Origin of the sequence: Variovorax sp. 679, assembly GCF_003952185.1 — a bacterium.
Taxonomy (GTDB): Bacteria; Pseudomonadota; Gammaproteobacteria; order Burkholderiales; family Burkholderiaceae_C; genus Variovorax.
The window spans coordinates 184,203-207,431 of sequence record NZ_RXFS01000004.1 but is presented as its reverse complement, the minus strand read 5'-3'; the positions used below and the strand labels follow the sequence as shown (position 1 = coordinate 207,431).

Genomic DNA, 23,229 nt, shown 5'->3' with positions numbered 1-23,229 from the left:
GGTGCGGTGCACATACGCTAGAGTGCTCCCAAGAGACCACGAGACATCCGGGGGCAACAGCATGGCAAAGAAGGCGCCACGCCGCACAGCGCAACGCATCCTCGAAGCCGCATTGGATCTGTTCAACCGCTTCGGGGAGCCGAACGTCTCGACCACGCTCGTGGCGAGCGAGCTCAACATCAGCCCGGGCAACCTGTACTACCACTACCCGGCCAAGGAAGAGCTGATCAACAAGCTCTACGAAGCCTACGAAGCCGAGCTCGACGAACTGCTGCACGCCAGCGAGGGCGTGCACGACGTGGAGGACGCGTGGTTCTTCATGCACAGCCTGTTCGAACTGATCTGGCGCTACCGCTTCCTGTATCGCGACCTCAACGACCTGCTCAGCAAGAACCGGCGGCTGGAGACCCAGTTCCAGCTGGTGCTGAAGAACAAGGCACGCGCCATCCGCCAGCTGATCGCCGGCCTGAGCCGCGCCGGGCACCTGGAAATCGACGTGCACGAGGTCGATACGCTCGCGCAGAGCATGGTCGTCGTGCTGACCTACTGGCTCAGCTATGAATACGTGCGCAACCCGCGCGAGGCGCTGGAGCCCGCGCATGCGCAGGGCGCGCTGATGCGCGGCGGCCTCCATTCGCTGCACCTGCTGGCGCCTTATCTGGGACGCGAGCAACGAAGGCATCTGCTGGCGCTCGGCAATGCCTACAACGGCGAAGACCCCGGCAGCAGCAACGCCGGCGCCGCGGCTTCCCCTGTCGATATGGCGGTCTAGAACCATGCCCCACCACGATTTCAAACCGCTCTCGCTGATGTCCGCCAGCGCCGCCACCGACACCGCCCCCTGGGCCCCCCTGCCCTGGGCCGACGCACCCCGGTACGACGCTCGCAGCGTGCTGCCCCACTGGCCGCGCCTGCACGCCGGCCACGAGTTGCCGCTGCCGGCCGAAGGCTCGCCGCTCGCCGAGGGCTGGGCGCTGTATCACAGCGGCGAGTTCGAACGCGCCGCCGCCATCGGCCTGCAGCAAGGCGCGGAAGGAATGGCGCTGGCCAACCAGGCGACCGCCATCTACGCCAACTACCTCGAGCCGCGCGAATCGGTGCGACTCGCAATGTTCCGCCAGGTGATCGAACGCGCGGGCGCGCAGGCCGCCGCCGAGCCCGAGAACTGCCAGGCGCTCTACTGGCAGTCGTATGCGCTGGGCCGCTACAGCCAGGGCATCAGCGTGGCACGCGCGCTGGCGCAGGGCCTGGGCAGCAAGCTCAAGGGCGCGCTGGAGCGCGTGATCGAGCTGCAGCCGCGGCACGCGGACGCGCATCTCGCGCTGGCATCGTTCCACGCCGAGGTGATCGACAAGGTGGGCGCGCTGGTCGGGCGCATGACCTACGGCGTGCGCTCGGAAACCTCGGTCGAGCTGTTCGAACGCGGGCTCGAGCTGCACCCCCACTCTGCCGCCGGAATGATGGAGTACGCCCGCGCGCAGCTGATGCTGCATGGCGAATCGCGCATGGGCGAGGCGACGCGGCTCTACGAGAAGGCCGCGGAACTCAAGCCCGCGGATGCGCGGGAGCGGCTGGATGTGGAGCTGGCGCGGGCGGGGTTGAGGGACTGATCTGGTACCGCGCTGTACCGCACGATTTAAGATGCGTGCTTTCCGCTTTTCATCACCCTGACCGCCATGTCCGATCTCAACGCCCAGTTCGAAGCCGCCCAGGCCAACTCCAAGCTGCTCGCCGAGCGCCCCGACAACCCGACGCTGCTGAAGATCTACGCCCTGTTCAAGCAGGCCACCGAAGGCGACAACACCGCCAAGAAGCCCAGCTTCAGCGACATCGTCGCGCGCGCCAAGTGGGACGCGTGGACGGCCCAGAAGGGCGCGAGCGCCGACGAGGCCAAGCAGAAATACATCGACCTGATCGAATCGCTGCGCGGCTGACAGACAGCCCCTCGGCTCAAGCCGGCAGCTTCGTGTCCGTGAAGCGCCGGATAGGCTGGACGAACGCGAGGTCCGCGCCGTCGAGCACGTCGCGCCCCGCGAGGCTTTCGAAGCCGAGCCCCGTTTCCGCCTCGATGAACGCCAGCGGCCGCTGCGAGGTGCCGAAATCCTCGAGGTCGCGCGCCACGCCCGAATCGAGATACCTGCCCTGGCTCATCAGGTAGGCGATGGCGGCCAGTTCGCCGGTCGCCTCGCTGACGAAGGCGACCACCTTCCAGAAATCGCGCGGGATCCGGATGCCGAATCTCTCGGGGTCGTCCGCCCGCAGGATCGGGCCGGTGAAGACGCTGATGCGCTTGTCGTCGCCCTGCGCGTTGCCGAGGACGTAGTCCTCCAGGTCACCCCAGAGCCCGTCGTTGAACGGCTGCCATTGCGGGCAGGCGTTGGTGGCGAAGAAGGTGTCGATGTTGGCCTTGCGGGCCGTCGCCAGCTGGCCCCAGTTCGGGTCCTGCCTGCGCGTCATGTGGCCGCGGGAGAACTTCCCGTCCTGCTGGGGGCCGTAGGCCTCGCGCAGCATCTGGTGCTCCTTCGCGATGCGGCCGTCGTAGCTCCAGGTGTCGTGGCGCGGGACGTTCTTCGACTTCGAGCCGTCGATGTTGCAGGCCGAATAGAGCGGCACGCGCCGGGACATGCTTTGCACCGTGCTGAAGTGCTGGTACCTGAGCTCGAAGGAGCCGTCCTCGAGCCTCGCGATGTCGTCCATGGCGATGGGCTCACCCATCGATGGCAGCTCGACCTGCGCGGCGTGCCCCAGGAAGCCGGCCGAATAGCCCTGGCGACCCTCGAAGAACTCCGGCGGCTTGGGCGTCGCGGCGACGCGCTGGATGCCGGCCCACGAGTCGCTCACGACCTGGATGTCTGCATCGGACATGAAGAACCTCCCTCTTTCGGAAAACTCCACGGCCATCGGCGGCAGTGGGCGCCTTGCGGCTACTTCGCGAGCTTGGCGCGTGCGTTTTTCAGATTGAAGGCAGGTTTGCGGATTTCCGCGAAGGTGGGCTGGGACACTGCCCATTCCGGGTTCTGCTCGAGCGCGGCCAATTGCTCCTCGTCGACCTGGGCTTCCAGCAGGGTGCTGGTCTTGGCCGTGAGGACGACACCGGGCACGCGGCGACGCAGCCGCGCCTTCGCCGACAACTTCTTGTCGGGGCTGCCTGTGTAGGTCAACACCACGCTGGTCACTTCAGAACTCCGAATCCTTCGTACTCGGCCGGCCAACCCACCCTTTGCGCTGCCTCGGACAGCATCCTGACGATGGCGTCGGCCTTTTCAGGGCCTCCGGGCATGGTAAGCAGCTTCGAATTCCCTGACAACAGACGGGCCGCCATGCCCGAGGAGTACGGCGTGGCCATCGAGGTACCGGACATCATGGCGTACCTTTCGCCCGGAAAGGTCGACAGCACCGCCACGCCGGGGCCGATGAAATCGGTGGAGAGCCCGTAGTTGGAGAACTCGGCGACGAACTCCTTCTTCCGGCGGATCTCGCTTTCCTGGAAGCTCTCGGGGCAATCCGCCGGAAACGTTCCGTCGCGCCCCAGCGCGCCCACGGCCAGGGTGTGGCTGTAGCGGGCGGGAAAGCGCAGCAGCGGCTGGCCGTCGTTGCCGGTGGCCGCGAACACCACCACGCCGGCATTGCGCGCCTTCTCGAGGATGTCGGGCATCTCCGGCATCGGCTCCAGGCTGCCCATGCTGATGTTGACGATGTGGCAGCCGTCGGCGATGGCGCGGTCGAGCGCACTGGCGATGTCGGTCGATTTCGCGCGCCCGCGCTCGCCGCTCTTCGGGCAGACGCGGTACGCCATCAGGCGGCAGGCCGGCGCGAGGCCGTGGATGCCGGTGCCTTCCGCCATCCGGCCCGCGATGATGCCGGCCACGTGCGTGCCGTGGCCGATGCCGTTGTCCAGGAAGTCGGCCGGGTTCTCGCCGGTGACGAAACAGCCGCCGCCCGCCACGGCGATATCCGCATGCGGCCCGACGCCGCTGTCGATCACGCCGACCGTCACGCCCGCCCCCGCCTGGGCATCGTAGGGCGCGTAGTGCGACAGCAGCCGGAAGGAATCGGGCGCCAGCGGCAGGGCCCGCACGTCCAGCCGCCTCGGTGCCGCCGCGCGGTCGAAACCCTTGAGGAAGACCGACCAGTGCGTATGCTCCGGCTCGACCAGGATCATTTCCACGCGCGGATAGAGCACGGGAATCCCGATGCTCGCGATGCCTTCCTTGTCGGTCACCGCCGGCACGTGCGCGCCGTCCCAGTCCACGAGCGCCTTGACCCGCACGCCCGCCACCGGCTTGCCATGCGGATCGGCAAAGCGCAGCTCGAATCGCTTGACCTTGGTCCCCGCCGCGACCTGGATCGCGCCGGCTTCCAGCTCGTCGCCCAGCGGCCGGATGTATTGCAGATACGCCCACGCGGCGGGCGCGACGCGCAGCCCCGGTGTGTTGCGCCGCATCGCCAGCAGGGCGGCCGAATTGGCGCTCATCACCGATACGCCATCGACCTGCTTGAGGAGCTTCATCCGGGGAACGCCGCGGCCTTCCATCCTCTGCCCGATCGCAGCCGCTGCGTTGCCTAGATTGATCGCGCTCAGCGTCGCCAGCTCGGCGCCGCCGGCCACCGCGCTGCGCGGGGGCCAGACGATGACGTCGTCGGAAAACCTGGGCTCCACTGCCATGCGGCGCAGGCGCAGCTCCTGCAGCAGGCGCTCCAGCTTCTGCTCGTCCGATTTCGACAGCTCGCTCTTCACGGGCTGATGGTGGATTTGCCTCGGTGCCTCACGTCGCTCGTTCGCTGCTGCAGCCATGGACTCTCTCTCCTTGTTGCCGCTTTATCGCACGAAGGCCATTTCGCCCCGGTGAATCGAGCCTATCCCACGATCCCGCGCTCGCGCAGCGCGGCGATCTGCCCCTCGTTCAGGCCGATCTCCTTCAGCACCGCATCGGTGTCCTCCCCCAGCGCCGGCGCGTTGTGCCGGTGGCTGGCCGGCGTGAGCGACAGCTTGGGCACGAAGCCGGGCACCGCGAGCGCGCTGCCGTCGGCCATGCGCACCTGCTGCAGCATGCCGCGCGCCGCGTAGTGCGGATCGGCCGCGATGTCTGCGATGGTGTAGATGCGCCCGGCCGGCACATGCGCCGCATCGAGCGCCGCCAGCACCTCGCCCACGGTGCGCTGCGCGGCCCAGTCGCCGATGGCGGCGTCCAGCATTTCGACCTTCGCCACGCGGCCCGTGTTGCCGGCCAGCGAAGAGTCCGCCGCCAGGTCGGGCCGTCCGATGCACTCCATGAGCCGCCGGAAGATGCTGTCGCCGTTGCCCGCGACGATGGCGTAGCCGCCGTCGGCGCAGTGGTAGGCGTTGGTCGGCGCGATGCCGGGCAAGGCACTGCCGGCTGCCTCGCGCACCGCGCCGAAGGCGTCGTACTCCGGCAGCAGGCTTTCCATGCAGTTGAAGACCGCCTCGTACAGCGCCACGTCGACCACCTGCCCGCGCCCCTTCGGATACTCCGCGCTCACCGTCGCATGCCGGTGCTGCATCGCCATCAGCACGCCGATCACGCCGTGCAGCGAGGCCAGCGTGTCACCGATCGACACGCCCACGCGCACCGGCACGCGGCCCGGCTCGCCAGTGAGATGGCGCAGCCCGCCCATGGCTTCGGCCACCACGCCGAAGCCGGGGCGGTCGCGATACGGGCCGGTCTGGCCGTAGCCGCTGATGCGCAGCATCACGAGCGCGGGGTTGGCGGCCAGCAGCTCGTCGGGGCCGAGGCCCCAACCTTCCATCGCGCCAGGGCGGAAGTTCTCGACCATCACGTCGGCCTCCGCCGCGAGCTTGCGCACCACGGCCTGCGCCTCGGCCTCGCGCAGGTCCAGCGCCAGCGAGCGCTTGTTGCGCGACTGCACCTGCCACCAGACGGAGGTGCCGTCCTTCAGCAGCCGCCAGGTGCGCAGCGGATCGCCGGCGCCGGGCGGCTCGATCTTGATGACGTCCGCGCCGAAGTCGCCCAGCGTGCGCGCGGCGAAAGGCCCGGCGATGAGCTGCCCGAGCTCGATGACCTTGAGGCCGGCCAGAGGGCCCGCCGAGGGAGATGAGGTTGTGCTTGTGGTCGTCGTCATGGCGCCAGAGTGTGCCGCCCCGCCGGGCCGGGAAGGGAAAACACCTATGAATTCTTGACTCCGCCGATCCGGCGCCTTCCGCGGTGCAGCAATCGATGCCCGTGCCGGCCTCCCTCCCCGGGGAGAAAGGGCTTTGCTGCGGCGCAATGCGTGTTACGGCACCCGGCTTTCAGGCCTCCAGGAAGGTCAAAAAAGTATCGATTCCGGGCGCTATCTCTGGTTGTTGGCATCAGGAGCGATTCGTACAGTCCGCCCCATGCAACCCGACCTGGAAATCGTCGAAGTCCGCGGTGACGAATCGTTCACCTGCTGGGCGCACGGATACCCGTACCGCACGGTGCGCTGGCACTTCCATCCCGAGTACGAGATCCAGCTGATCGTCGAGACCCAGGGCGTGTATTTCGTGGGCGACCACGTCGGCCACTTCGAGCCCGGCAACCTGGTGCTGATGGGCCCCGACCTGCCGCACAACTGGATCAGCGACGTGCCCGCCGGGCAGAGCGTGGAACGGCGCGGCATCGTGATCCAGTTTCCGGCTTCGCTGGCGCAGGCCATGGCCGCGAGCTTTCCCGAGTTCGAGCGCATCGCGCCGCTGCTGGCCGAGTCGGGCTCCGGCCTGCTGTTCTCGGCAGAGACCGCCGCCGCGGCCAAGCCGATCATGGAGTCGCTGCTTGAGGCGCGCGGCCTGCGCCGGGTGATCCTGCTGCTGTCGCTGCTCGAGCTGCTGGCCGACGGCCAGGACCGCCAGCGCCTCGCGAGCCCCGCGTTCAAGCCCGACCCGAAGGCCTTCATGTCGCACGCGATCAACAACGTGCTGGCGCACATCGCGGCCAACCTGGGCGACGAGCTGCGCGAGCCGATGCTGGCCGAGCTGGTGGGCCAGAGCCCGAGCGCCTTCTCGCGCTCGTTCCGCAAGCACACGGGCCAGTCGTTCGTGCGCTACGTGAACCGGCTGCGCATCAGCCGCGCCTGCGAGCTGCTCACCAACAGCGAGAAGCCGGTGCTCGACGTCTGCATGGACGTGGGCTTCAACAACGTGTCGAACTTCAACCGGCAGTTCCTGCTGCACAAGCGCATGCCGCCGACCAAGTTCCGCAATTTCCACCGCATGCAGGCAGCCGCCTCGCGCGCAGCCAGCCCGCCGTAGCCGGGCTTCCGTGTTCCCCGCGTCGTCACCGACGCGGCCCTTCGGGCGCCGCGTGGGGCGAGCCTTTGTCCGCGTTTTTCGACAGTCACAAACCCAAGGAGACAGCCACCATGAAGAACATCCTCAAAGCCACCGCCCTTACTGCCGCGCTGGTCTGCGGTGCCTCGGCCGCGCAGGCACAGCAGGCGCCCAAGCAGCCGCTGCGCATCGGCATGACCTTCCAGGAGCTCAACAACCCCTACTTCGTGACGATGAAGCAGGCGCTCGAAGAGGCCGCCGCCAGCATCGGCGCGACCGTGGTCGCCACCGACGCGCGGCACGACGTGGCCAAGCAGATCGGCGACGTGGAGGACATGATCCAGAAGAAGGTCGACATCCTGCTGCTGAACCCGACCGACTCCACCGGCGTGCAGTCGGCCGTGCGCTCGGCCAAGAAGGCGGGCCTGGTGGTGGTGGCGGTGGACGCCAACGCGCAGGGTCCGGTCGACTCCTTCGTGGGCTCGAAGAACACCGACGCCGGCCGCCTGGCCTGCGAGTACCTCGCGAAGAGCATTGGCGAAAAAGGCGACGTCGCCATCCTCGACGGCATTCCGGTGGTGCCGATCCTGGAGCGCGTGAAGGGCTGCCGCGAGGCGCTCGCCAAGTACCCCGGCATCAAGGTGGTGAGCACGCAGAACGGCAAGCAGGAGCGCGCCACCGCGCTCACCGTGACCGAGAACATCCTGCAGGCCAACAAGGACCTGAAGGGCGTGTTCAGCGTGAACGACGGCGGCTCCATGGGCGCGCTCGCGGCCATCGAGGCCAGCGGCAAGGACGTGAAGCTCACCAGCGTGGACGGTGCGCCCGAGGCCATCAAGGCGATGCAGAAGCCGGGCTCGAAGTTCATCGCGACCACCGCGCAGTACCCGCGCGACCAGATCCGCCTGGCCATCGGCATCGCGCTTGCCAAGAAGTGGGGCGCCAACGTGCCGCTGGCGGTGCCGGTCGACGTGAAGCTGATCGACGCCGAAGGCGCGAAGACCTTCACCTGGTAACCCGGGCCCCGACGAGTTCACGGCCATGGAAGACACCGCCGAAATGCTGCGGCTCGAAGGCGTCTCGAAGAGCTTTCCCGGCGTGAAGGCACTCACGGGCATCGACCTCTCGATCCGCAAGGGCGAGGTGCACGCGCTGCTCGGCGAGAACGGCGCGGGCAAGTCGACGCTGATGAAGATCCTCGGCGGCATCCACCAGGCCGACGAGGGGCGCATCTTCATCGAGGGCAGCGAGCACAGGTTCGCGGGCTACAACGACGCGATCGCCGCGGGCATCGGCATCATCTTCCAGGAGTTCAGCCTGGTGCCGTACCTGAACGCGGTGGAGAACATCTTCCTCGGCCGCTACCTGAAGAACCGCTTCGGGCTGATGGACAAGGCGGCGATGAAGCGCTCCGCGCGCGAGCTCTTCGACGAGCTGGGCGTGCAGATCGATCTCGACGCGCCGATCTGCCGGCTCTCGGTGGCGCAGCAGCAGTTCGTGGAGATCGGCAAGGCGCTGTCGCTGAAGGCGCGCCTGCTGGTGCTCGACGAACCGACCGCCACGCTCACGCCGAACGAGGCGGGCCATCTGTTCAGGATCATGCGCGAGCTGCGCGCCAAAGGCGTAGCGATGATCTTCATCTCGCACCACCTCGACGAGATCTTCGAGGTGTGCGACCGCATCAGCGTGCTGCGCGACGGCGCCAACGCAGGGCACGCCGAGGTGGGCGAGACGAACGTCGACGCGCTGGTCGAGATGATGGTGGGCCGCCGCATCGAGCACAGCTTTCCGCCGAAGCCGCAGCCCGCGCCGCGCGGTCGCAAGGTGCTCGAAGTACCCCACATCCAGCTCGCGAAGGGCGGGCCGGTCAATGCCTTCGAGCTGCACGAAGGCGAAATCCTCGGCTTCGCGGGGCTGGTCGGCTCGGGCCGCACCGAACTGGCACTGGGCATGATGGGCGCCGACCGCGTGCACCGCAAGACGGTGCTGCGCAACGGCAAGCCCGTGCGCCTGGACGATCCGACGCAGGCGCTGGAGAACGGTATCGGCCTGCTGCCCGAAAGCCGCAAGGTGGAAGGGCTCATCACCGACTTCACGATCCGCTTCAACATCTCGCTGAACAACCTGGGCAGGCACCGAAGCGCGGGGCTGGTCAGCAGGGCGTCGGAAGAGCGCTCGGCCGCCGAGCTCTCGCGCCGCGTGGGCGTGAAGGCGCCCGGCATCGAGACCCGCGTGGCCACGCTGTCTGGCGGCAACCAGCAGAAGGTGGTGATCGCGCGCTGGCTCGGCCACGAATGCGAAGTGCTGATCTTCGACGAGCCCACGCGCGGCATCGACGTGGGCGCCAAGGCAGAGATCTACGGGCTCATGCGCGAGTTCACGCGGCAGGGAAAGTCGATCGTGATGATTTCGAGCGAGCTGCCCGAGATCGTCGGCATGTGCGACCGCGTCGCGGTGTTCTCGGGCGGCTCCATCGTGGCCACGCTCGAGGGCGACTCCATCAACTCCGGCGACATCATGCGCCACGCAACCAAAGGGGGCCTGCAATGAACGCCACCGCCACCCATCCCGTGCCGCCGGTTCCCGCCGGCGGGCTCTTCACCCGGCTGCGCCGCTCGACGGCCTTTCTTCCGCTGGTGGGCCTGATTGCGATCTCGGTCTTCATGATCGTGGCGACCGACAACTTCCTCTCGTGGAGCAACCTGCAGAACATCGCGCTGCAGTCGTCGATCAACGCGATCATCGCGGTGGGCATGACGGCCGCGATCCTCACCGGCGGCATCGATCTCTCGGTGGGCGCGGTGGTGGCGCTGTCGGGCACGCTGGCCTCGGGGATGATGGTGCAGTTCGGGCTGCCGCCGATGCTCGCCGTGCCGCTCGGCCTGGGCGTGGGCGTGGTGATCGGCCTCTTCAACGGCTACTGCGTGGCCTACCTGCGCATGCCGCCCATCATCGTGACGCTGGCCACCATGGGCATCGCGCGCGGCATCGCGCTGATCTACACCGGCGGCTATCCCATCGACGGACTGCCCGACTCGTTCGCCTTCCTCGGCGGCGGCGTGCTCGCGGGAATCAAGGTGCCGATCCTCATCATGCTGGCGACGTATCTCGCGGCCTACGTGCTGCTGAACATGGCGCCCTTCGGCCGGTACGTGTATGCCATCGGCGGCAACGAGGAAGCCACGCGGCTTTCGGGCGTGCGGGTGTCGCGCTACAAGCTGCTGGTGTATGCGCTCAGCGGATTCACCGCCGCCATCGCGGGCATCGTGCAGGCCTCACGCGTGACCAGCGGACAGCCCGGCGTGGGCGTGGGCTTCGAGCTCGACGCCATCGCAGCGGTGGTCATGGGCGGCACCTCCATCGCGGGCGGTCGCGGTGCCATCGCGGGCACGCTGGTCGGTGCACTGCTGCTGGGCGTGCTGAACAACGGTCTCAACATGATCGGCGTGTCGCCGTACCTGCAACTGATCATCAAGGGCGGCATCGTGCTGCTCGCCATCTTCATAAGCCGCGAAGCAAAAAGATGAACTCGCCCCCAGGCTTCGCGCACTTCGTGTCGCTTCTCCTACCCCCTACCGGGGGCAACACCGGCGGCCCGGCAAAGCCGGTTCCGCGGTGTTTCGCGAAAGAACCGCAACCCTTCTGACCAGAAAGAACCATGAGCTACCAGAAACTCCAGCCCGGTACATCGGGCGCCATCGCCCAGCTCGCCTCCATGCAGGCCGTCGTCTGCCACGGCCCCAAGGACTACCGGCTCGAAACCGTCGACATGCCGGCCATCGGCCCGAACGAGCTGCTGATCTCCATCGCGGCCTGCGGCATCTGCGCCTCCGATTGCAAGTGCCACTCGGGCGCGAAGATGTTCTGGGGCGGCGACGGACAGCCCTCGTGGGTCAAGGCGCCAGTCATTCCGGGCCATGAGTTCTTCGGCTATGTCGAGGCGCTGGGCGAAGGCGCGGCGGAGCACTTCGGCGTGGAGAGAGGCGACCGCGTGATCGCCGAGCAGATCGTGCCCTGCGGCAAGTGCCGCTTCTGCACCTCGGGCAAGTACTGGATGTGCGAGGTGCACAACATCTTCGGCTTCCAGCGCATCGTGGCCGACGGCGGCATGGCCGACTACATGCGGCTGCCGCCGACTTCGCGCGTGCACAGGATCCCCGACGGCATCTCGCTGGAAGACGCGGCCATCATCGAGCCGCTGTCGTGCGCGATCCACACGGTGAACCGCGGCGAGATCCAGCTCGACGACGTGGTGGTGATCGCCGGTGCAGGCCCGCTGGGGCTGATGATGGTGCAGGTGGCGGCGCTAAAGACACCGAAGAAATTGATCGTGATCGACCCCGTACCCGAACGCCTCGCGCTCGCGAAGCAGTACGGCGCCGACGTCGTCATCGACCCAAAGGCCGGGAACGCCGACGCGGTCGTGAAGGGCCTGACCGAAGGCTACGGCTGCGACGTGTACGTCGAGACCACGGGCGCGCCCATCGGCGTGACGCAAGGGCTGGACATGATCCGCAAGCTCGGCCGCTTCGTGGAGTTCAGCGTGTTCGGCTCGGAGACGAGCGCCGACTGGTCGATCATCGGCGACCGCAAGGAGCTCGACGTGCGCGGCGCGCACCTGGGGCCCTACTGCTACCCCATTGCCATCGACCTGCTGGCGCGCGGCCTCGTCACCTCGAAGGGCATCGTCACGCACGGTTTTCCGCTGACCGAATGGGAGCGCGCATTCGCGCTCGCGAACTCGCTGGACTCGATCAAGGTGCTGCTCACGCCACAATCCCGGCCATGAAGAAATACGTGATCGGCGTCGACATCGGTACCCAGAGCACCAAATGCCTGCTGGTGGGCATCGACGGCAAGGTGCATTCGCAGGCGAGCGTGACCTACCAGCCTGAGACGCCGAAGCCGCTGTGGGCGCAGCAGGATTGCACCGTATGGTTCGATGCCGTGTGCGAGAGCGTGCGCGCCTGTGTGGCTGGTAGCGGCGTCGCGCCGTCGGACATCGCGGCGATGTGCGTGAGCAGCCTCTACGGCGGTGCAGGAATTCCGGTCGACGAGGAGATGCAGCCGCTGCATCCCTGCCTGATCTGGATGGACCGCCGCGCCACGGCCGAAGTCGCCTGGGTGAACGCGAACGTGGACGTGCCGCGGCTCGAAGCCATCACCGGCAACGGCGTCGACAGCTACCACGGCTTCACCAAGATCCTGTGGGTGCGCGAGCACCTGCCCGAGGTGTGGACGAAGACGCGCCACTTTCTGCCGCCCAACAGCTATGTCAACTGGCGGCTCACCGGCGAGCTGGCGGTCGATCACAGCTCGGCCGGCAACATTGGTGGCGTGTACGACGCGGCGCGCCGGCAGTGGTCGCAGGAGGCAATGCGCATGCTGGACGTTCCGTCGCGCATGATGCCGGCGCGCCTCGTCGAGTCGAGCGACGTGGTCGGCGGCTTGAGCGCCGAATGGGCCGCGAAGCTCGGCCTCGCCGAGGGCATGCCACTGATGGCGGGCGGCGTCGACGCCGCGGTGGCCACCTTCTGCGCGGGCGTGACCGGCAGCGGCGACCACGTCGCGATGATCGGCACCAGCATGTGCTGGGGCTTCGTGAGCCCCACGGTCGATGCGCGGCACAAGCTCATCACGATGCCGCACGTGTATCGCGGCGCGGACCGCAGCTACGTATTCGGCGGCGCAATCACGGCGGGTGCCGCGATCACATGGTTCCGCGAGGCCTTCTGCCAGGCGGAGATCGCCGAGGCGGCGCGCACCGGCGAGGACGCGCATGCGCTGATAGAGCGCAAGGCCGTCGACGTTCCACCTGGAGCGGACGGCCTCGTGTTCCTGCCCTACCTGATGGGCGAGCGCAGCCCGATCTGGGACGCGCAGGCCAAGGGTGCCTTCATCGGCCTGTCGCTCGCGCACAGCCGCGCGCACCTTTACCGCGCGGTGCTCGAGGGCGTGAGCTTCGCGCTGCAGCACAACATCGAGGCCGGACGCCGCAGCGGGCAACCGCTGGACGACCGGCTGATCGTGGTGGGCGGCGCGGCGCACTCCGACCTGTGGATGCAGATCGTGGCGGACATCACGGGCTATCCGGTGTTCACCATCGAGGAGGAAGTGGAAGCTGCGCTTGGTGCGGCGATGCTTGCTGCGCTCGGCGCCGGATTGGTGGATGCAGCCACGGCAGAGCGCGGCTGGGTCACGCTGGTGGAGCGGGCGCGGCCCGAGCCTGCGGCGCAAGCGGTGTACCGCGAGCGCTTCGAGATCTACAAGGCGCTCTACCCTGCGTTGCGCGATGCGATGCATCGGCTGAAATGAAAGCAGGAGCATCCGAAATGCCGATCGCCTTCGACTTCTCGGGCAAGCGCGCACTGGTGACCGGTGCAAGCAGCGGCATAGGTCGCGCGGTGGCGACGCAGTTGGCGCAGTCAGGCGCGCAAGTCACCGCCGTGGGACGCAACGCCGCAGCATTGGAAACCTTGCAGGCCGAAACCGGCTGCACACCACTCGTGCTCGACGTGGCCGATGCGAATGCACTGGAACGAGCGCTCGCCAAACTGCGGGCATTCGACTTCGTTGTGAACTGCGCAGGCATCGCACTGCTCGAGTCGGCAATCGACCTGCAAGCCGGCAACTTCGACGCCGTGATGGCCGTCAACGCACGCGCCGCCGCGCTCGTGGCCTCGCGCTGCGGCAAGGCCATGATCGCAGCCGGCACACGCGGCAGCATCGTCAACGTATCGAGCCAGGCTTCGCTGGTCGCGCTCGACGCGCACCTCTGCTATTGCGCCTCGAAGGCCGCGATGGACGCCATCACGCGCTCGCTGTGCCTGGAGTTCGGCCCGCACGGCATCCGGGTGAACAGCGTGAACCCGACCGTCACGCTCACGCCGATGGCCGAGCAGGCATGGGCCGATCCGGACAAGAGCGCAGCCGCCCTGAAGAACATTCCGCTGGGCCGCTTCGCGCAGGTGGAGGAAGTGGTGGCGCCGATCCTCTTCCTGCTGGGCGACGGCGCGTCGATGATCAGCGGCGCGGCGCTGCCGGTGGACGGCGGCTACACCATCGTCTGAGACCGGGGAAACTCAGGCGAGCCGCGTGCCGCCCCGGGACGATTCGAGCATCGCGTCGAGGTTGCGCGTGATCTTCTGCTCGATCATTTCGCTGAAGCTGCTGAACAGGAAGCCCAGCGTCGCGTCGAGCTTGAAGGTGGTGTCCGTGACCTCGACGGTGCCGTCGATGCCCGCGCGGGTGAAGGTCGCGGTGTCGCAGCCTTCGCCCGGGGTGTAGACGCATTCGAGGCCGAACTCCTGTTCGGCCTGCTGTATCCACTTGCGCGCGACGACACGCGCTCTCGCGATGCCCAGCGTGTGGTTGCGTTCGATATGGATGTCAGGCACCGTGATCTCCGTTTTTTTGTTCCGGGCTGGAATGGGTTTGCAGGATGCCGGTCGCCGCCTGCAGTGCAGTGCGGCGCTCTTGCGTGGTCGGCAGCGCGGCGATGCGCCGGACCTCAGTGTAAAAGCGCGGCCAGTCGCGGCCCTCGCGCTCGAAGAGTTTCTCGAAGCTGGGCACGAGGTCGTCGTATGCGCCCTGCGCACCGAACGCCGCATTGTTGGCGCGCGCCACCCAGGCGTCGTAGGCGTTCTGGCGCGGACCGCTCCAGCCGGCCTTCAGCTTCGCATAGCGTTCGCGGAAATCGGCCATGGCCGCCTGCTTCATGACCTCCACCTTGGCCCAGTCCTTGGCCCTGGCTTCGGGCGATTCGTAGACCTGCGTGAGTGCGCGGCGGGTGTTGAGCGCCAGCGCGCGGAAGTCCTGGCGCTGCGAGTCGAACTGCGCGTACTCGCGCCGCGCCGCGTCGCCGGCCTCGCGCTGCAGCCACATCGCGCCGCCGATGCGCTCGACCGCCGTGGCATACGACTCGTTGAACACCGTGTCGCCGGCCACATACAGCACCTGGTGCGCCAGCTCGTGGAACACGATGCGGGCCAGCTCGCCCTCGGGGTAGCCGATGAAGGTGGACAGCAGCGGATCGCCGCCGGCCCAGTTCATCCAGCCCAGCGTGGAGTACGCGGGCACCGGGTACACGGACACTTCCAGGTCCTGCTTCTTCTGCTCCTCGGCTTCGGCCTTGGCCGCTTCCTCGCTGTAGTAGCCGCGATAGCCCACGCAGCCCGCCACCGGGAAGCACCAGCTCTTGAGCGTGAGCGAATACGGCGGCGCCGCCACCACGTTCCACACGGCCGCGGGGCGGTGAAGATCGGCGTACGACTTGTAGCTGGCGTTGTCGGGCAACCCGAGCTCGGCCGACGCGAAGCTGCGGATGCGCTGCGTGAGTTCGAGCTTGGCCTTCAGCGCCGCCGACACCGACGGATCGGCCAGCCACTCGGGCACCGGCTTGGCGGCCCGCATGATGCCGATGTGGCCGCTGGCCGACTGCCAGTAGTAGCCCAGGTCGGCGCAGCCGGTGAGAAGGAACAGCGAGCCGGCGAGCGTGAGCGCCGGAAGAACGCGAAGAGGCCTCACACCTTCTCGACTTCGACCAGGCAGTCGTAGAACGTCGGCCCGCGGCCGATGTCGGTCAGGCGCTGGCTGGTGAGTTCGTTGACGTTGGTGCCGTCCATGCCGAGCTTGCGCCACCAGATGCCCATGCCGTGCACCACGCCCTGCCGCGCGCGGCGCGAGACCTCGGCGCGGCAGCGGTGCTCGCCGCGCTTGTTGAACACGCGCACCGTCGCGCCGTCCTCGATGCCGCGCGCGGCGGCGTCGGCCTCGTGGATCTCCAGCAGCGGCTCGACCTCGATGGCGCGCAGGCTCGTCACGTTCACGAAGGTCGAGTTGAGGAAGTTGCGCGCGGGCGGCGAGATCATGGCCAGCGGGAACTCTGTCGAACTGCCGGCCGGCTCCCAGTTGGGTACATGGTCGGGCAGGCCGTCCATGCCCATGGCTTCGAGGCGCGCGCTGAAGAATTCGCAGCGGCCCGAGGGCGTGGGGAAGCGGCCTTCGGCGAACGGCGCCTCGGGCAGCTTCACGCTGGTGAAGCCCTGCGCCAGCAGTTCGGAGAAGTCGATGGCCTTCTCGGCGAAGGCCGTGCGGCACAACGTCTCGTCGGAATCCGAGAAGCAGGCTTCGTCGAAGCCCATGCGCTTCGCCAGCTCGCGGAACACCCAGGCGTTGCTGCGGGCCTCGCCGCGCGGCGCCACGGCCGGGCGGTTGAGCAGCACGTCGGTGTGGCCGTAGCTGCAGTGGATGTCCCAATGCTCCAGCTGCGTGGTGGCGGGCAGCAGGTAGTCGGCGTAGTCGGCGGTGTCGGTGCGGAACTGCTCCAGCACCACGGTAAAGAGGTCTTCGCGCGCGAAGCCCGCAGCCACCTTGGCCGACTCGGGCGCCACCGCCACCGGGTTGCTGTTGTAGACCACGATGGCCTTCACCGGGTTCGCGGTGTCCAGCAGCGCGTCGCCGATGGTGCTCATGTTGATGGTGCGCGGCTTGCGCCCGGCCAGCAGGTCGGGGCGCTGCAGCGCGGCGCGGTCCACCGGGTAGTGGCCCGAGCTGCTCAGCAGCAGGCCGCCCGCGCGGTCGCGCCAGGCGCCCACCAGCGCCGGCAGGCAGGCGATGGCGCGGGCCGCGTTGCCGCCCCCGCGCACGCGCTGCATGCCGTAATTCAGGCGGATGGCGGCCGGCTTCGTGGTGCCGTAGGCCTTTGCCAGCGAGACGATCTGCTCTTCCGGCACGCCGCAAACCTCGGCCGCGCGCGACGGCGGCCATTGCAGCGCGCGCTCGCGCAGTTGCTCCCAGCCCAGCGTGTGGCTGGCGATGTAGTCGTGGTCGAGCCAGTCGTTCACGATCAGCTCGTGCATCAGGGCCAGCGCCAGCGCGGCGTCGGTGCCGGGCAGCAGCGCGATGTGCTCGTCGCACTTGTCGGCGGTTTCGGTACGGCGCGGGTCGATGCACACCAGCCGCGCGCCGGCGCGCTTGGCGGCCTGGGCGTGGCGCCAGAAATGCAGGTTGCTGGCGATGGAGTTGCTGCCCCAGATCAGGATCAGCTTCGCCTCGGCGAAGAACTCGATGCGCATGCCGACCTTGGCGCCCAGCGTGTAGACCATGGCCTCGCCACCGGCCATGGAGCAGATCGTGCGGTCGAGCAGGGTGGCGCCCAGCTTGTGGAAGAAGCGCCTGTCCATCGACTCGCCCTGCACCAGGCCCATGGTGCCCGCATAGCTGTAGGGGACAATAGCTTCGGGTTTTCCCTGTAATACTCGAAGATTCGCGGCGATGTCGTCCAGCGCGGCGTCCCAGCTCACCGGCTCGAACTGGCCGCTTCCCTTGGGGCCGACGCGTTTCAGGGGCTGCACCAGCCGTTCGGCATGGTCGTTGCGTTCGATGTAGCGCGACACCTTGGTGCACAGCACGCCGCCGGTGTGCGAATGGGCGGCGTTGCCCTGCAGCTTCACGGCCACGCCGTCCCTGACGGTGGTGACGAGCGCGCAGGTGTCCGGGCAGTCGTGCGGGCATGCGCCCAGCACGGTGGTCGTTACGGGCTGGGCGGGCGCTTCTTCGAGCGAGGTATCCGGTGCGTGGGCCATCGGGCGAGTCTAATTTGTGCGCGTATCAGAGCGCGGGAGTGGGTTTTCATCATGTTGAATCGACGTCATTTTTCTCTGGCCGCAGGCGCGGCCGCCACGCTGGGCGGCTTCGGCATCGCCCGGGCGCAGGGCGACATGCCGCTGGTGCTCGGCCAGTCGGCGCCGTTCACCGGCCCGGCGGCGCAGCTGGGCATCCAGTTCCACCAGGGCGCCAAGCTGTTCCTGGACCAGTACAACGCCCAGCCGGGCCGCCGCAACGTCGTCATCAAGAACCTCGATGACGGCTACGAGCCCGACCGCTGCGCGGCCAACACGCAGAAGCTGATCGACGAAGACGTGTTCGCGCTGTTCGGCTATGTCGGCACCCCGACCAGCCTGGCCGCGCTGCCGCTGGCGGCGAAGGACAAGGTGCCTTTCGTGGCCCCCTTCACCGGCGCGATGTCGCTGCGCGAGCCCTTCCAGAAGAACGTGTTCCACCTGCGCGCCTCGTACAACGACGAGACGGCGCTGATGGTGAAGCAACTCACCCACCTGGGCCTGAAGAAGATCGCGGTCTTCTACCAGAACGACGCCTACGGCAAGGCCGGGCTCGACGGCGTGACGCTGGCGCTCGCCGAGCAGCAGCTCAAGCCTGTGGCGCTGGCCACCGTGGAACGCAATTCGGCCGACGTGGCGCAGGCGGTGAAGACCATCGTGGCGGCGCGGCCCGACGCGGTGGTGCAGGTGGGCGCGTACAAGGCCTGCGCGGCCTTCATCCGCGAGGCGCGCAAGGCGGTCTACGGCGGCACCTTCTTCAACATGTCCTTCGTGGGCACGCAGGCGCTGGCGGACGAGCTTGGCAAGGACGCGGCCGGCGTGATGGTGACGCAGGTGGTGCCCTCGCCCTACAACCAGGCGAATGCGCTGGCGCGCGAGTTCAACGAGGCGGTGCGCAAGGCCGGCGGCAGCGCGAGCGCCAATTTCTCGAGCATGGAAGGCTACCTGGCCGCGAAGGTGCTGACCGAGGGCCTGCGCAAGGCGCCGGGCAAACCCACGCGCGAAGGCCTCATTGCCGGGCTGGAAAGCCTCGACCGCCAGCAGTTCGGCGGCTTCGAGGTGTCGTTCTCGGCGAAGAACCACGTGGGCTCGAAGTTCGTCGAGCTCTCGATGCTGACGGGCGACGGCCGCGTCAGGACCTGAGGTTCTTCGACCGCTGCGTCAGGCCGTCAAACCGTCGACGGCCTGGAACATGGCTTGGCGCGCCTGGCTGACGATCTGCCCGCGCCAGGCGTCGGTGTCCGTGTAGAACGCCTCCACCATGCGCGCCCGGATGCCGTCGGCCAGATCGGCCGGCGCCTCGGGGTGCTTGTGCAGCCAGTGGTCGGCACGCAGCGCGCCGGTCACTTCGAGGATCGGCAGCGTGCCGTACTCGAGCGCGATGCCGGTGTACTCGGCCTGCGGGCACTCCTCGTACACCGAATCCCACATCAGCCCGCGCAGCAGCGCCGAAGTGGAGGAGCCGTCGTAGATCGAGGTGACGGGCGCCGCGGGCGTGCCCCACCACGCATTGGCGCGCGCATAGGCGACCTTGTCGTCGCGGCAGGCGAAGATGCGTTCGCCCAAACCGTTCGGGCCCAACCCCGTGTGCAGGTCGATCCAGGCGATGCGCTTGGCGCGGCCCGCATGGCGGCGCAGCACCTCGCGGATGGTCTTGTTGCTCCAGGTCGGCGCCTTGCCGCCATAGAACAGGCCGTCGTCGAACTGGTATTGGCCGCTGGTCACGGCAGCCTGATAGGCGGTGGCGCCGTTCTTCTCGATCCACTTGCCCACGGCCGCCTGGTTCTCCGGCGTGGGCGGCCAGGTGTCAGGCAGCAGCAGCTCGTGCAGCTTGGCGTAGGGCTCGTTGACCGGCACCGGCTTCGAGAAGTCGATGAAGTTGCGGTTCAGGTCGACGTTCTCGTGCGTCACGCGCCGGCCGTACGAGAAGCCGTGCGGGTTGAGCGCGTGCACGTACAGCACCGCCACGCCCTGCGCCTTGGCCTTCTCGCGCCATTCGGCGTCGTGCAGCGCGAACACCTGCACGCCGCTGCCGCAATGACCCTCGACGCCGTGGCATGCACTGCTGACGACCAGCAGGTTCTGCGCATCGGGCTCGCCGTCGAGCGCCACGTCCATCGACAGGTCTTCGCCCTCGCGCCCCTTGAGCGGATGCGCGTGCGGCTCGACCGTGATGCCGGCGCTCACGCAGCCCTGCAGGAATTTCTGGCGCGCCTGTGCGTAGCGCGGCGAAAAGGCTTCGGCTATTCCGATCATGTGACGCTCGACCTCCGGTTGAATCAGGCGATCAGGCAGCAGTGCCGCCGGGCTTGAGGAACTGTTCCGCGATCTGCACCCAGCAGGTGGCGCCCAGCGGGATCAGGTCGTCGTTGAAGTCGTAGCTCGCGTTGTGCAGCGTGCACGGGCCCTCGCCGTGGTGGACGTCGCGGTGCGCGCCATCGCCGTTGCCGATGAAGGCATAGGCGCCGGGCTTGGCCTGCAGCATGAAGGCGAAGTCTTCCGAGGTCATGGCGGCTTCCTGCTTCAGCACGTTCTCGGGGCCGACGATGCTGCCCATCACGCGGCGCGCGAAGTCGGCCTCTGCCTCGGTGTTGATGGTGGGCGGGTAGTAGCGCTCGAAGCGGAACTCGCAGGTGGCGTCGTGCGCCGCGCAGATGTGGTCACAGATCTGCTTCATGCGCGCCTCGATCATGTCGAGCACCTCGATGGAGAAGGTGCGCACCGTGCCCGACAGCTCGCAGTTGTCGGGAATCACGTTGTTGGTCTCGCCGGCATGGATGGTGGTGACCGAGATCACGGCCGAATCGGTCGGTTTCATCTTGCGCGTGAGGATGGTCTGGAAGGCCTGCACGATCTCGCAGGCGATCGGCACCGGGTCGACGCCGGTCTGCGGCAGCGCCGCGTGGCCGCCCTTGCCGACCACGTTGACGAAGAACTTGTTGCCCGAGGCCATCACCGGGCCGGGGCTCACGGCGAACTGGCCGGCCTTCATGCCGGGCCAGTTGTGCATGCCGAACACGGCATCCATGGGGAATTGCTCGAACAGCCCTTCCTTGATCATCTCGCGGGCGCCGCCGCCGCCCTCTTCGGCCGGCTGAAAGATCAGGTAGACGGTGCCGTCGAAGTTGCGATTCTTCGCCAGGTGCTGCGCGGCCGCGAGCAGCATGGCGGTGTGGCCGTCGTGGCCGCAGGCGTGCATCTTGCCGTGGTGCTTGCTGGCGTGGGCGAAGGTGTTGAGCTCGGTGACGGGCAGTGCGTCCATGTCGGCGCGAAGGCCGACCGCGCGGTTGCTGGTGCCGTTCTTCACGATGCCCACCACGCCGGTGGTGCCGAGGCCGCGGTGGATGGGAATGCCCCATTCGGTGAGCTTGCCTGCCACCACGTCGGCGGTGCGGACTTCTTCGAAGCAGAGTTCGGGATGAGCGTGGAGGTCACGTCGGACGGCGGCGATGCCTGCCGCCTGCGTGACGAGCGAGTCGATGAGTTTCATGGGGTGGGCGTCTCAAAATGCCAGTCTATCCACTCTGGCGTTTCGAGGCACCTCGGAAAACACGCAACCGGAGGGGCTGCAAGGGCCGTTCTTCAGTGCCCCGCGCTCCAGAAGCCCACGTGCGGCGCGGCGGCTTCCTGCTCGAGCAGCGGCCCCACCACCTCGACGCGCCGCTGTCCGCGCGCGAAGACTTCGCGGCAGGGCAGCGAAAAGGTCGGGTTCTCGGGGTGGTCGCCGGTCAGGCCGAGCAGCGCATGCTCCGAAAGCGCGTAGACCACGCGGCCGATGTTGGTCCAGTAAATGGCGCCCGCGCACATGCAGCAGGGCTCGGCGCTGGTGAAGAGCGTGCAGCGCGCAAGCTCCTCGGGCGTGAGCAGCCGCGCGGCCTGCGCGGCGGCCACCAGCTCGGCGTGCTGCGTGGGATCGCCCTCGGGGGGCATCGAGTTGTTGCCCGCGGTGACCACCACCTCGCCATGCTCGTTCGCCACCAGCGCGGCGAAGGGATGGCGCCCGCGCGCCTTCGACTCGTCCGACAGCCGGATGGCCATGCGGAGCAGTTCGAGATCGCGCGGGGAAAGGTCGTCGGTGGTCATGCGCGGACGATACCCCGGTCAGCGGCCGATGCTCTTGAGGTAGTCGGCGCGCGCGGCCAGCGCGGTGTCGGTGAAGTCGGTGAACACGCCGTCCACGCCGAGCTTGTAGTACACGCCGTATTCGTTCTTGCCGTCCTTGTTGTAGTCGGAAGCCAGGCGGCGCGACTCGTTGCGGAAGGTGAAGGGGTGCACGAACAGGCCCGCCTTGTGCGCGTCGGCAATCAGCGAGGTGGGCGCCATCGAGGTGGCGTCGGCGTCGTTGATCTTGCCGTCCTTGTTGACGTCGACCGGCTTGCCGTCGGCGCCGATGGTGCCCTTGACGCTCACGATGTAGCGCTTCCAGGGGCCGATGCCGTCGGCGTAGGTCTTGATCTCGGCCAGGCCCGCGGGCGTGACCATGGCGTCGAAGTTGCGCTTGTCGCCGGCCTTGGTCCAGTCGTAGGGGCGGTCGCTGGGCACGGCGAAGGTCACGGCGCCGGTCTTCAGGTCGACGCTGTCACCGTCGATCAACTGGATGATCTTGGTGTTCAGGCCCTTGCTCTTCATGTACTTCAGGCTGCCGGGCTCGAAGGACTGAACGTAGATGGGCGCGGTCTTGCTGTTCCAGCCGGCCGCGTTGATGGCGGCGACGACCTTGTCTTCCATCGGCAGGCCGAGCTCGCGGAAGTAGGTCGGGTTCTTGGTCTCGGGGTAGATGGCGATGGTGCGGCCGGTTTCCTTCGACTTGGCCTTGGCGAAGTCGATGATTTCCTGGAAGGTCGGCACCTTGTACTTGCCGTTGAATTCCTGCGGGCGCTCGGCGTCGGTGGAGATGGCGCCCAGGGTCTTGATCTCGGCCAGCGTGAAGTCGTTGCTGAACCAGCCGGTCTGGGTTTCGCCGTCGACCTTGATGGTCTTCTTGCGCGAGGCGAAGCGGGGGTGCTTGGCCACGTCGGTGCTGATGGCGAGGTTGGGGTCGTGGCGGGCGATGAGCACGCCGTCCTTGGTGGAGATCAGGTCCATCTCGATCACGTCGGCGCCGAGTTCGATGGCGCGCGTGTAGGCCTCGAGCGTTTCTTCCGGCAGATAGCCCGATGCACCACGATGGGCAATGACCAGCGGCGGGTTGCCGTCGAGCGTCAGCAGCTTGCCGCTGCTGGAGGGGCCTCCGGTGCTGCTGCAGGCTGCGAGAGCGATGGCGGCGGTGGCGGTCAGGGCGATCTGGAAGGTGCGCATGGTCCTTGTTTCTCCGTTCAAAAGAAGAGGCGCAGGGTACCC

22 protein-coding genes are annotated in these 23,229 nt (G+C 67.8%); 11 read left to right on the top strand and 11 right to left on the bottom strand.

The genetic code is table 11. From position 1 onward, the window contains the following. Positions 1-61 precede the first annotated feature (61 nt). From EJO71_RS11460 to EJO71_RS11450, 3 genes are all read left to right on the top strand, one after another. On the top strand, positions 62-772 hold the full coding sequence (locus tag EJO71_RS11460; protein ID WP_125948839.1) for a TetR/AcrR family transcriptional regulator: 711 nt from the start codon (positions 62-64) through the stop codon (positions 770-772). A gap of 4 nt (positions 773-776) precedes the next feature. Beyond that, positions 777-1,610, top strand: coding sequence for a hypothetical protein (locus tag EJO71_RS11455; protein WP_125948838.1), 834 nt, complete (start codon positions 777-779; stop codon positions 1,608-1,610). A 66-nt stretch (positions 1,611-1,676) separates the two neighbouring features. Next, positions 1,677-1,934 (top strand): acyl-CoA-binding protein, encoded by a 258-nt coding sequence (locus EJO71_RS11450; protein WP_093209162.1) that lies wholly within the window; start codon positions 1,677-1,679, stop codon positions 1,932-1,934. Positions 1,935-1,950: 16 nt separating this feature from the next. Here the strand turns inward: EJO71_RS11450 and EJO71_RS11445 are convergent, their stop codons facing one another. From EJO71_RS11445 to EJO71_RS11430, 4 genes are all read right to left on the bottom strand, one after another. After that, the gene (locus EJO71_RS11445; RefSeq protein WP_164546808.1) at positions 1,951-2,865 is read right to left on the bottom strand and encodes a DNA/RNA non-specific endonuclease; all 915 of its coding nucleotides are present in this window, start codon (positions 2,863-2,865) and stop codon (positions 1,951-1,953) included. A 59-nt stretch (positions 2,866-2,924) separates the two neighbouring features. Continuing rightward, positions 2,925-3,176 (bottom strand): hypothetical protein, encoded by a 252-nt coding sequence (locus EJO71_RS11440; RefSeq protein WP_125948836.1) that lies wholly within the window; start codon positions 3,174-3,176, stop codon positions 2,925-2,927. Further along, positions 3,173-4,795 carry a S8 family serine peptidase gene (locus tag EJO71_RS11435; RefSeq protein ID WP_125948835.1) on the bottom strand — a complete coding sequence of 541 codons (1,623 nt, stop codon included), beginning with the start codon at positions 4,793-4,795 and terminating at the stop codon, positions 3,173-3,175. Before EJO71_RS11435 ends, EJO71_RS11440 begins: the two co-directional genes overlap by 4 nt. A 62-nt stretch (positions 4,796-4,857) precedes the next feature. Next, entirely contained in the window at positions 4,858-6,102 is a 1,245-nt protein-coding gene (locus EJO71_RS11430) for a CaiB/BaiF CoA-transferase family protein (protein WP_125948834.1), read from the bottom strand. Between the two features lie 256 nt (positions 6,103-6,358). On the opposite strand from EJO71_RS11430, the gene EJO71_RS11425 reads away from it, so the two are divergent. From EJO71_RS11425 to EJO71_RS11395, 7 genes are all read left to right on the top strand, one after another. Beyond that, entirely contained in the window at positions 6,359-7,249 is an 891-nt protein-coding gene (locus EJO71_RS11425; protein ID WP_125948833.1) for an AraC family transcriptional regulator, read from the top strand. A gap of 110 nt (positions 7,250-7,359) precedes the next feature. After that, positions 7,360-8,283: an ABC transporter substrate-binding protein gene (locus EJO71_RS11420; protein WP_125948832.1), complete on the top strand. Its 924-nt coding sequence runs from the start codon at positions 7,360-7,362 to the stop codon at positions 8,281-8,283. Between the two features lie 25 nt (positions 8,284-8,308). Continuing rightward, complete coding sequence (locus tag EJO71_RS11415; RefSeq protein WP_125948831.1) at positions 8,309-9,817, top strand: sugar ABC transporter ATP-binding protein; 1,509 nt, start codon at positions 8,309-8,311, stop codon at positions 9,815-9,817. Further along, positions 9,814-10,794 carry an ABC transporter permease gene (locus EJO71_RS11410; RefSeq protein ID WP_125948830.1) on the top strand — a complete coding sequence of 327 codons (981 nt, stop codon included), beginning with the start codon at positions 9,814-9,816 and terminating at the stop codon, positions 10,792-10,794. Before EJO71_RS11415 ends, EJO71_RS11410 begins: the two co-directional genes overlap by 4 nt. Before the next feature lie 131 nt (positions 10,795-10,925). Then, on the top strand, positions 10,926-12,056 hold the full coding sequence (locus EJO71_RS11405) for an alcohol dehydrogenase catalytic domain-containing protein (RefSeq protein WP_125948829.1): 1,131 nt from the start codon (positions 10,926-10,928) through the stop codon (positions 12,054-12,056). Next, positions 12,053-13,582 (top strand): FGGY-family carbohydrate kinase, encoded by a 1,530-nt coding sequence (locus EJO71_RS11400; RefSeq protein WP_125948828.1) that lies wholly within the window; start codon positions 12,053-12,055, stop codon positions 13,580-13,582. The genes EJO71_RS11405 and EJO71_RS11400 overlap by 4 nt, the downstream gene beginning before the upstream one ends. A gap of 17 nt (positions 13,583-13,599) precedes the next feature. After that, positions 13,600-14,337 carry an SDR family oxidoreductase gene (locus EJO71_RS11395; RefSeq protein ID WP_125948827.1) on the top strand — a complete coding sequence of 246 codons (738 nt, stop codon included), beginning with the start codon at positions 13,600-13,602 and terminating at the stop codon, positions 14,335-14,337. 12 nt (positions 14,338-14,349) lie between these two features. Here the strand turns inward: EJO71_RS11395 and EJO71_RS11390 are convergent, their stop codons facing one another. The 3 genes from EJO71_RS11390 to EJO71_RS11380 are packed head-to-tail and all read right to left on the bottom strand — an operon-like array spanning position 14,350 to position 17,853. Next, on the bottom strand, positions 14,350-14,664 hold the full coding sequence (locus tag EJO71_RS11390; protein ID WP_125948826.1) for a polyhydroxyalkanoic acid system family protein: 315 nt from the start codon (positions 14,662-14,664) through the stop codon (positions 14,350-14,352). After that, positions 14,657-15,793 (bottom strand): aminopeptidase, encoded by a 1,137-nt coding sequence (locus EJO71_RS11385; RefSeq protein ID WP_125948825.1) that lies wholly within the window; start codon positions 15,791-15,793, stop codon positions 14,657-14,659. The genes EJO71_RS11390 and EJO71_RS11385 overlap by 8 nt, the downstream gene beginning before the upstream one ends. Next, entirely contained in the window at positions 15,790-17,853 is a 2,064-nt protein-coding gene (locus EJO71_RS11380) for a molybdopterin oxidoreductase family protein (protein ID WP_125948824.1), read from the bottom strand. Before EJO71_RS11380 ends, EJO71_RS11385 begins: the two co-directional genes overlap by 4 nt. 51 nt (positions 17,854-17,904) lie before the next feature. On the opposite strand from EJO71_RS11380, the gene EJO71_RS11375 reads away from it, so the two are divergent. Then, complete coding sequence (locus tag EJO71_RS11375) at positions 17,905-19,032, top strand: ABC transporter substrate-binding protein (RefSeq protein WP_125948823.1); 1,128 nt, start codon at positions 17,905-17,907, stop codon at positions 19,030-19,032. 18 nt (positions 19,033-19,050) lie between these two features. Here EJO71_RS11375 and EJO71_RS11370 read toward each other — a convergent pair whose 3' ends face one another. The 4 genes from EJO71_RS11370 to EJO71_RS11355 all read right to left on the bottom strand — a co-directional run bounded on the left by EJO71_RS11370 (position 19,051) and on the right by EJO71_RS11355 (position 23,187). After that, entirely contained in the window at positions 19,051-20,145 is a 1,095-nt protein-coding gene (locus tag EJO71_RS11370; protein ID WP_125948822.1) for a M14 family metallopeptidase, read from the bottom strand. Positions 20,146-20,176: 31 nt separating this feature from the next. Further along, a complete protein-coding gene (locus EJO71_RS11365) occupies positions 20,177-21,379 on the bottom strand; it encodes a M20 aminoacylase family protein (RefSeq protein ID WP_125948821.1) in 1,203 nt (400 codons plus the stop codon). 92 nt (positions 21,380-21,471) lie between these two features. Beyond that, positions 21,472-21,972, bottom strand: coding sequence for a nucleoside deaminase (locus tag EJO71_RS11360; protein WP_125948820.1), 501 nt, complete (start codon positions 21,970-21,972; stop codon positions 21,472-21,474). An 18-nt stretch (positions 21,973-21,990) separates the two neighbouring features. Beyond that, positions 21,991-23,187: a glycerophosphodiester phosphodiesterase gene (locus tag EJO71_RS11355; RefSeq protein WP_125948819.1), complete on the bottom strand. Its 1,197-nt coding sequence runs from the start codon at positions 23,185-23,187 to the stop codon at positions 21,991-21,993. Positions 23,188-23,229: the final 42 nt, after the last annotated feature.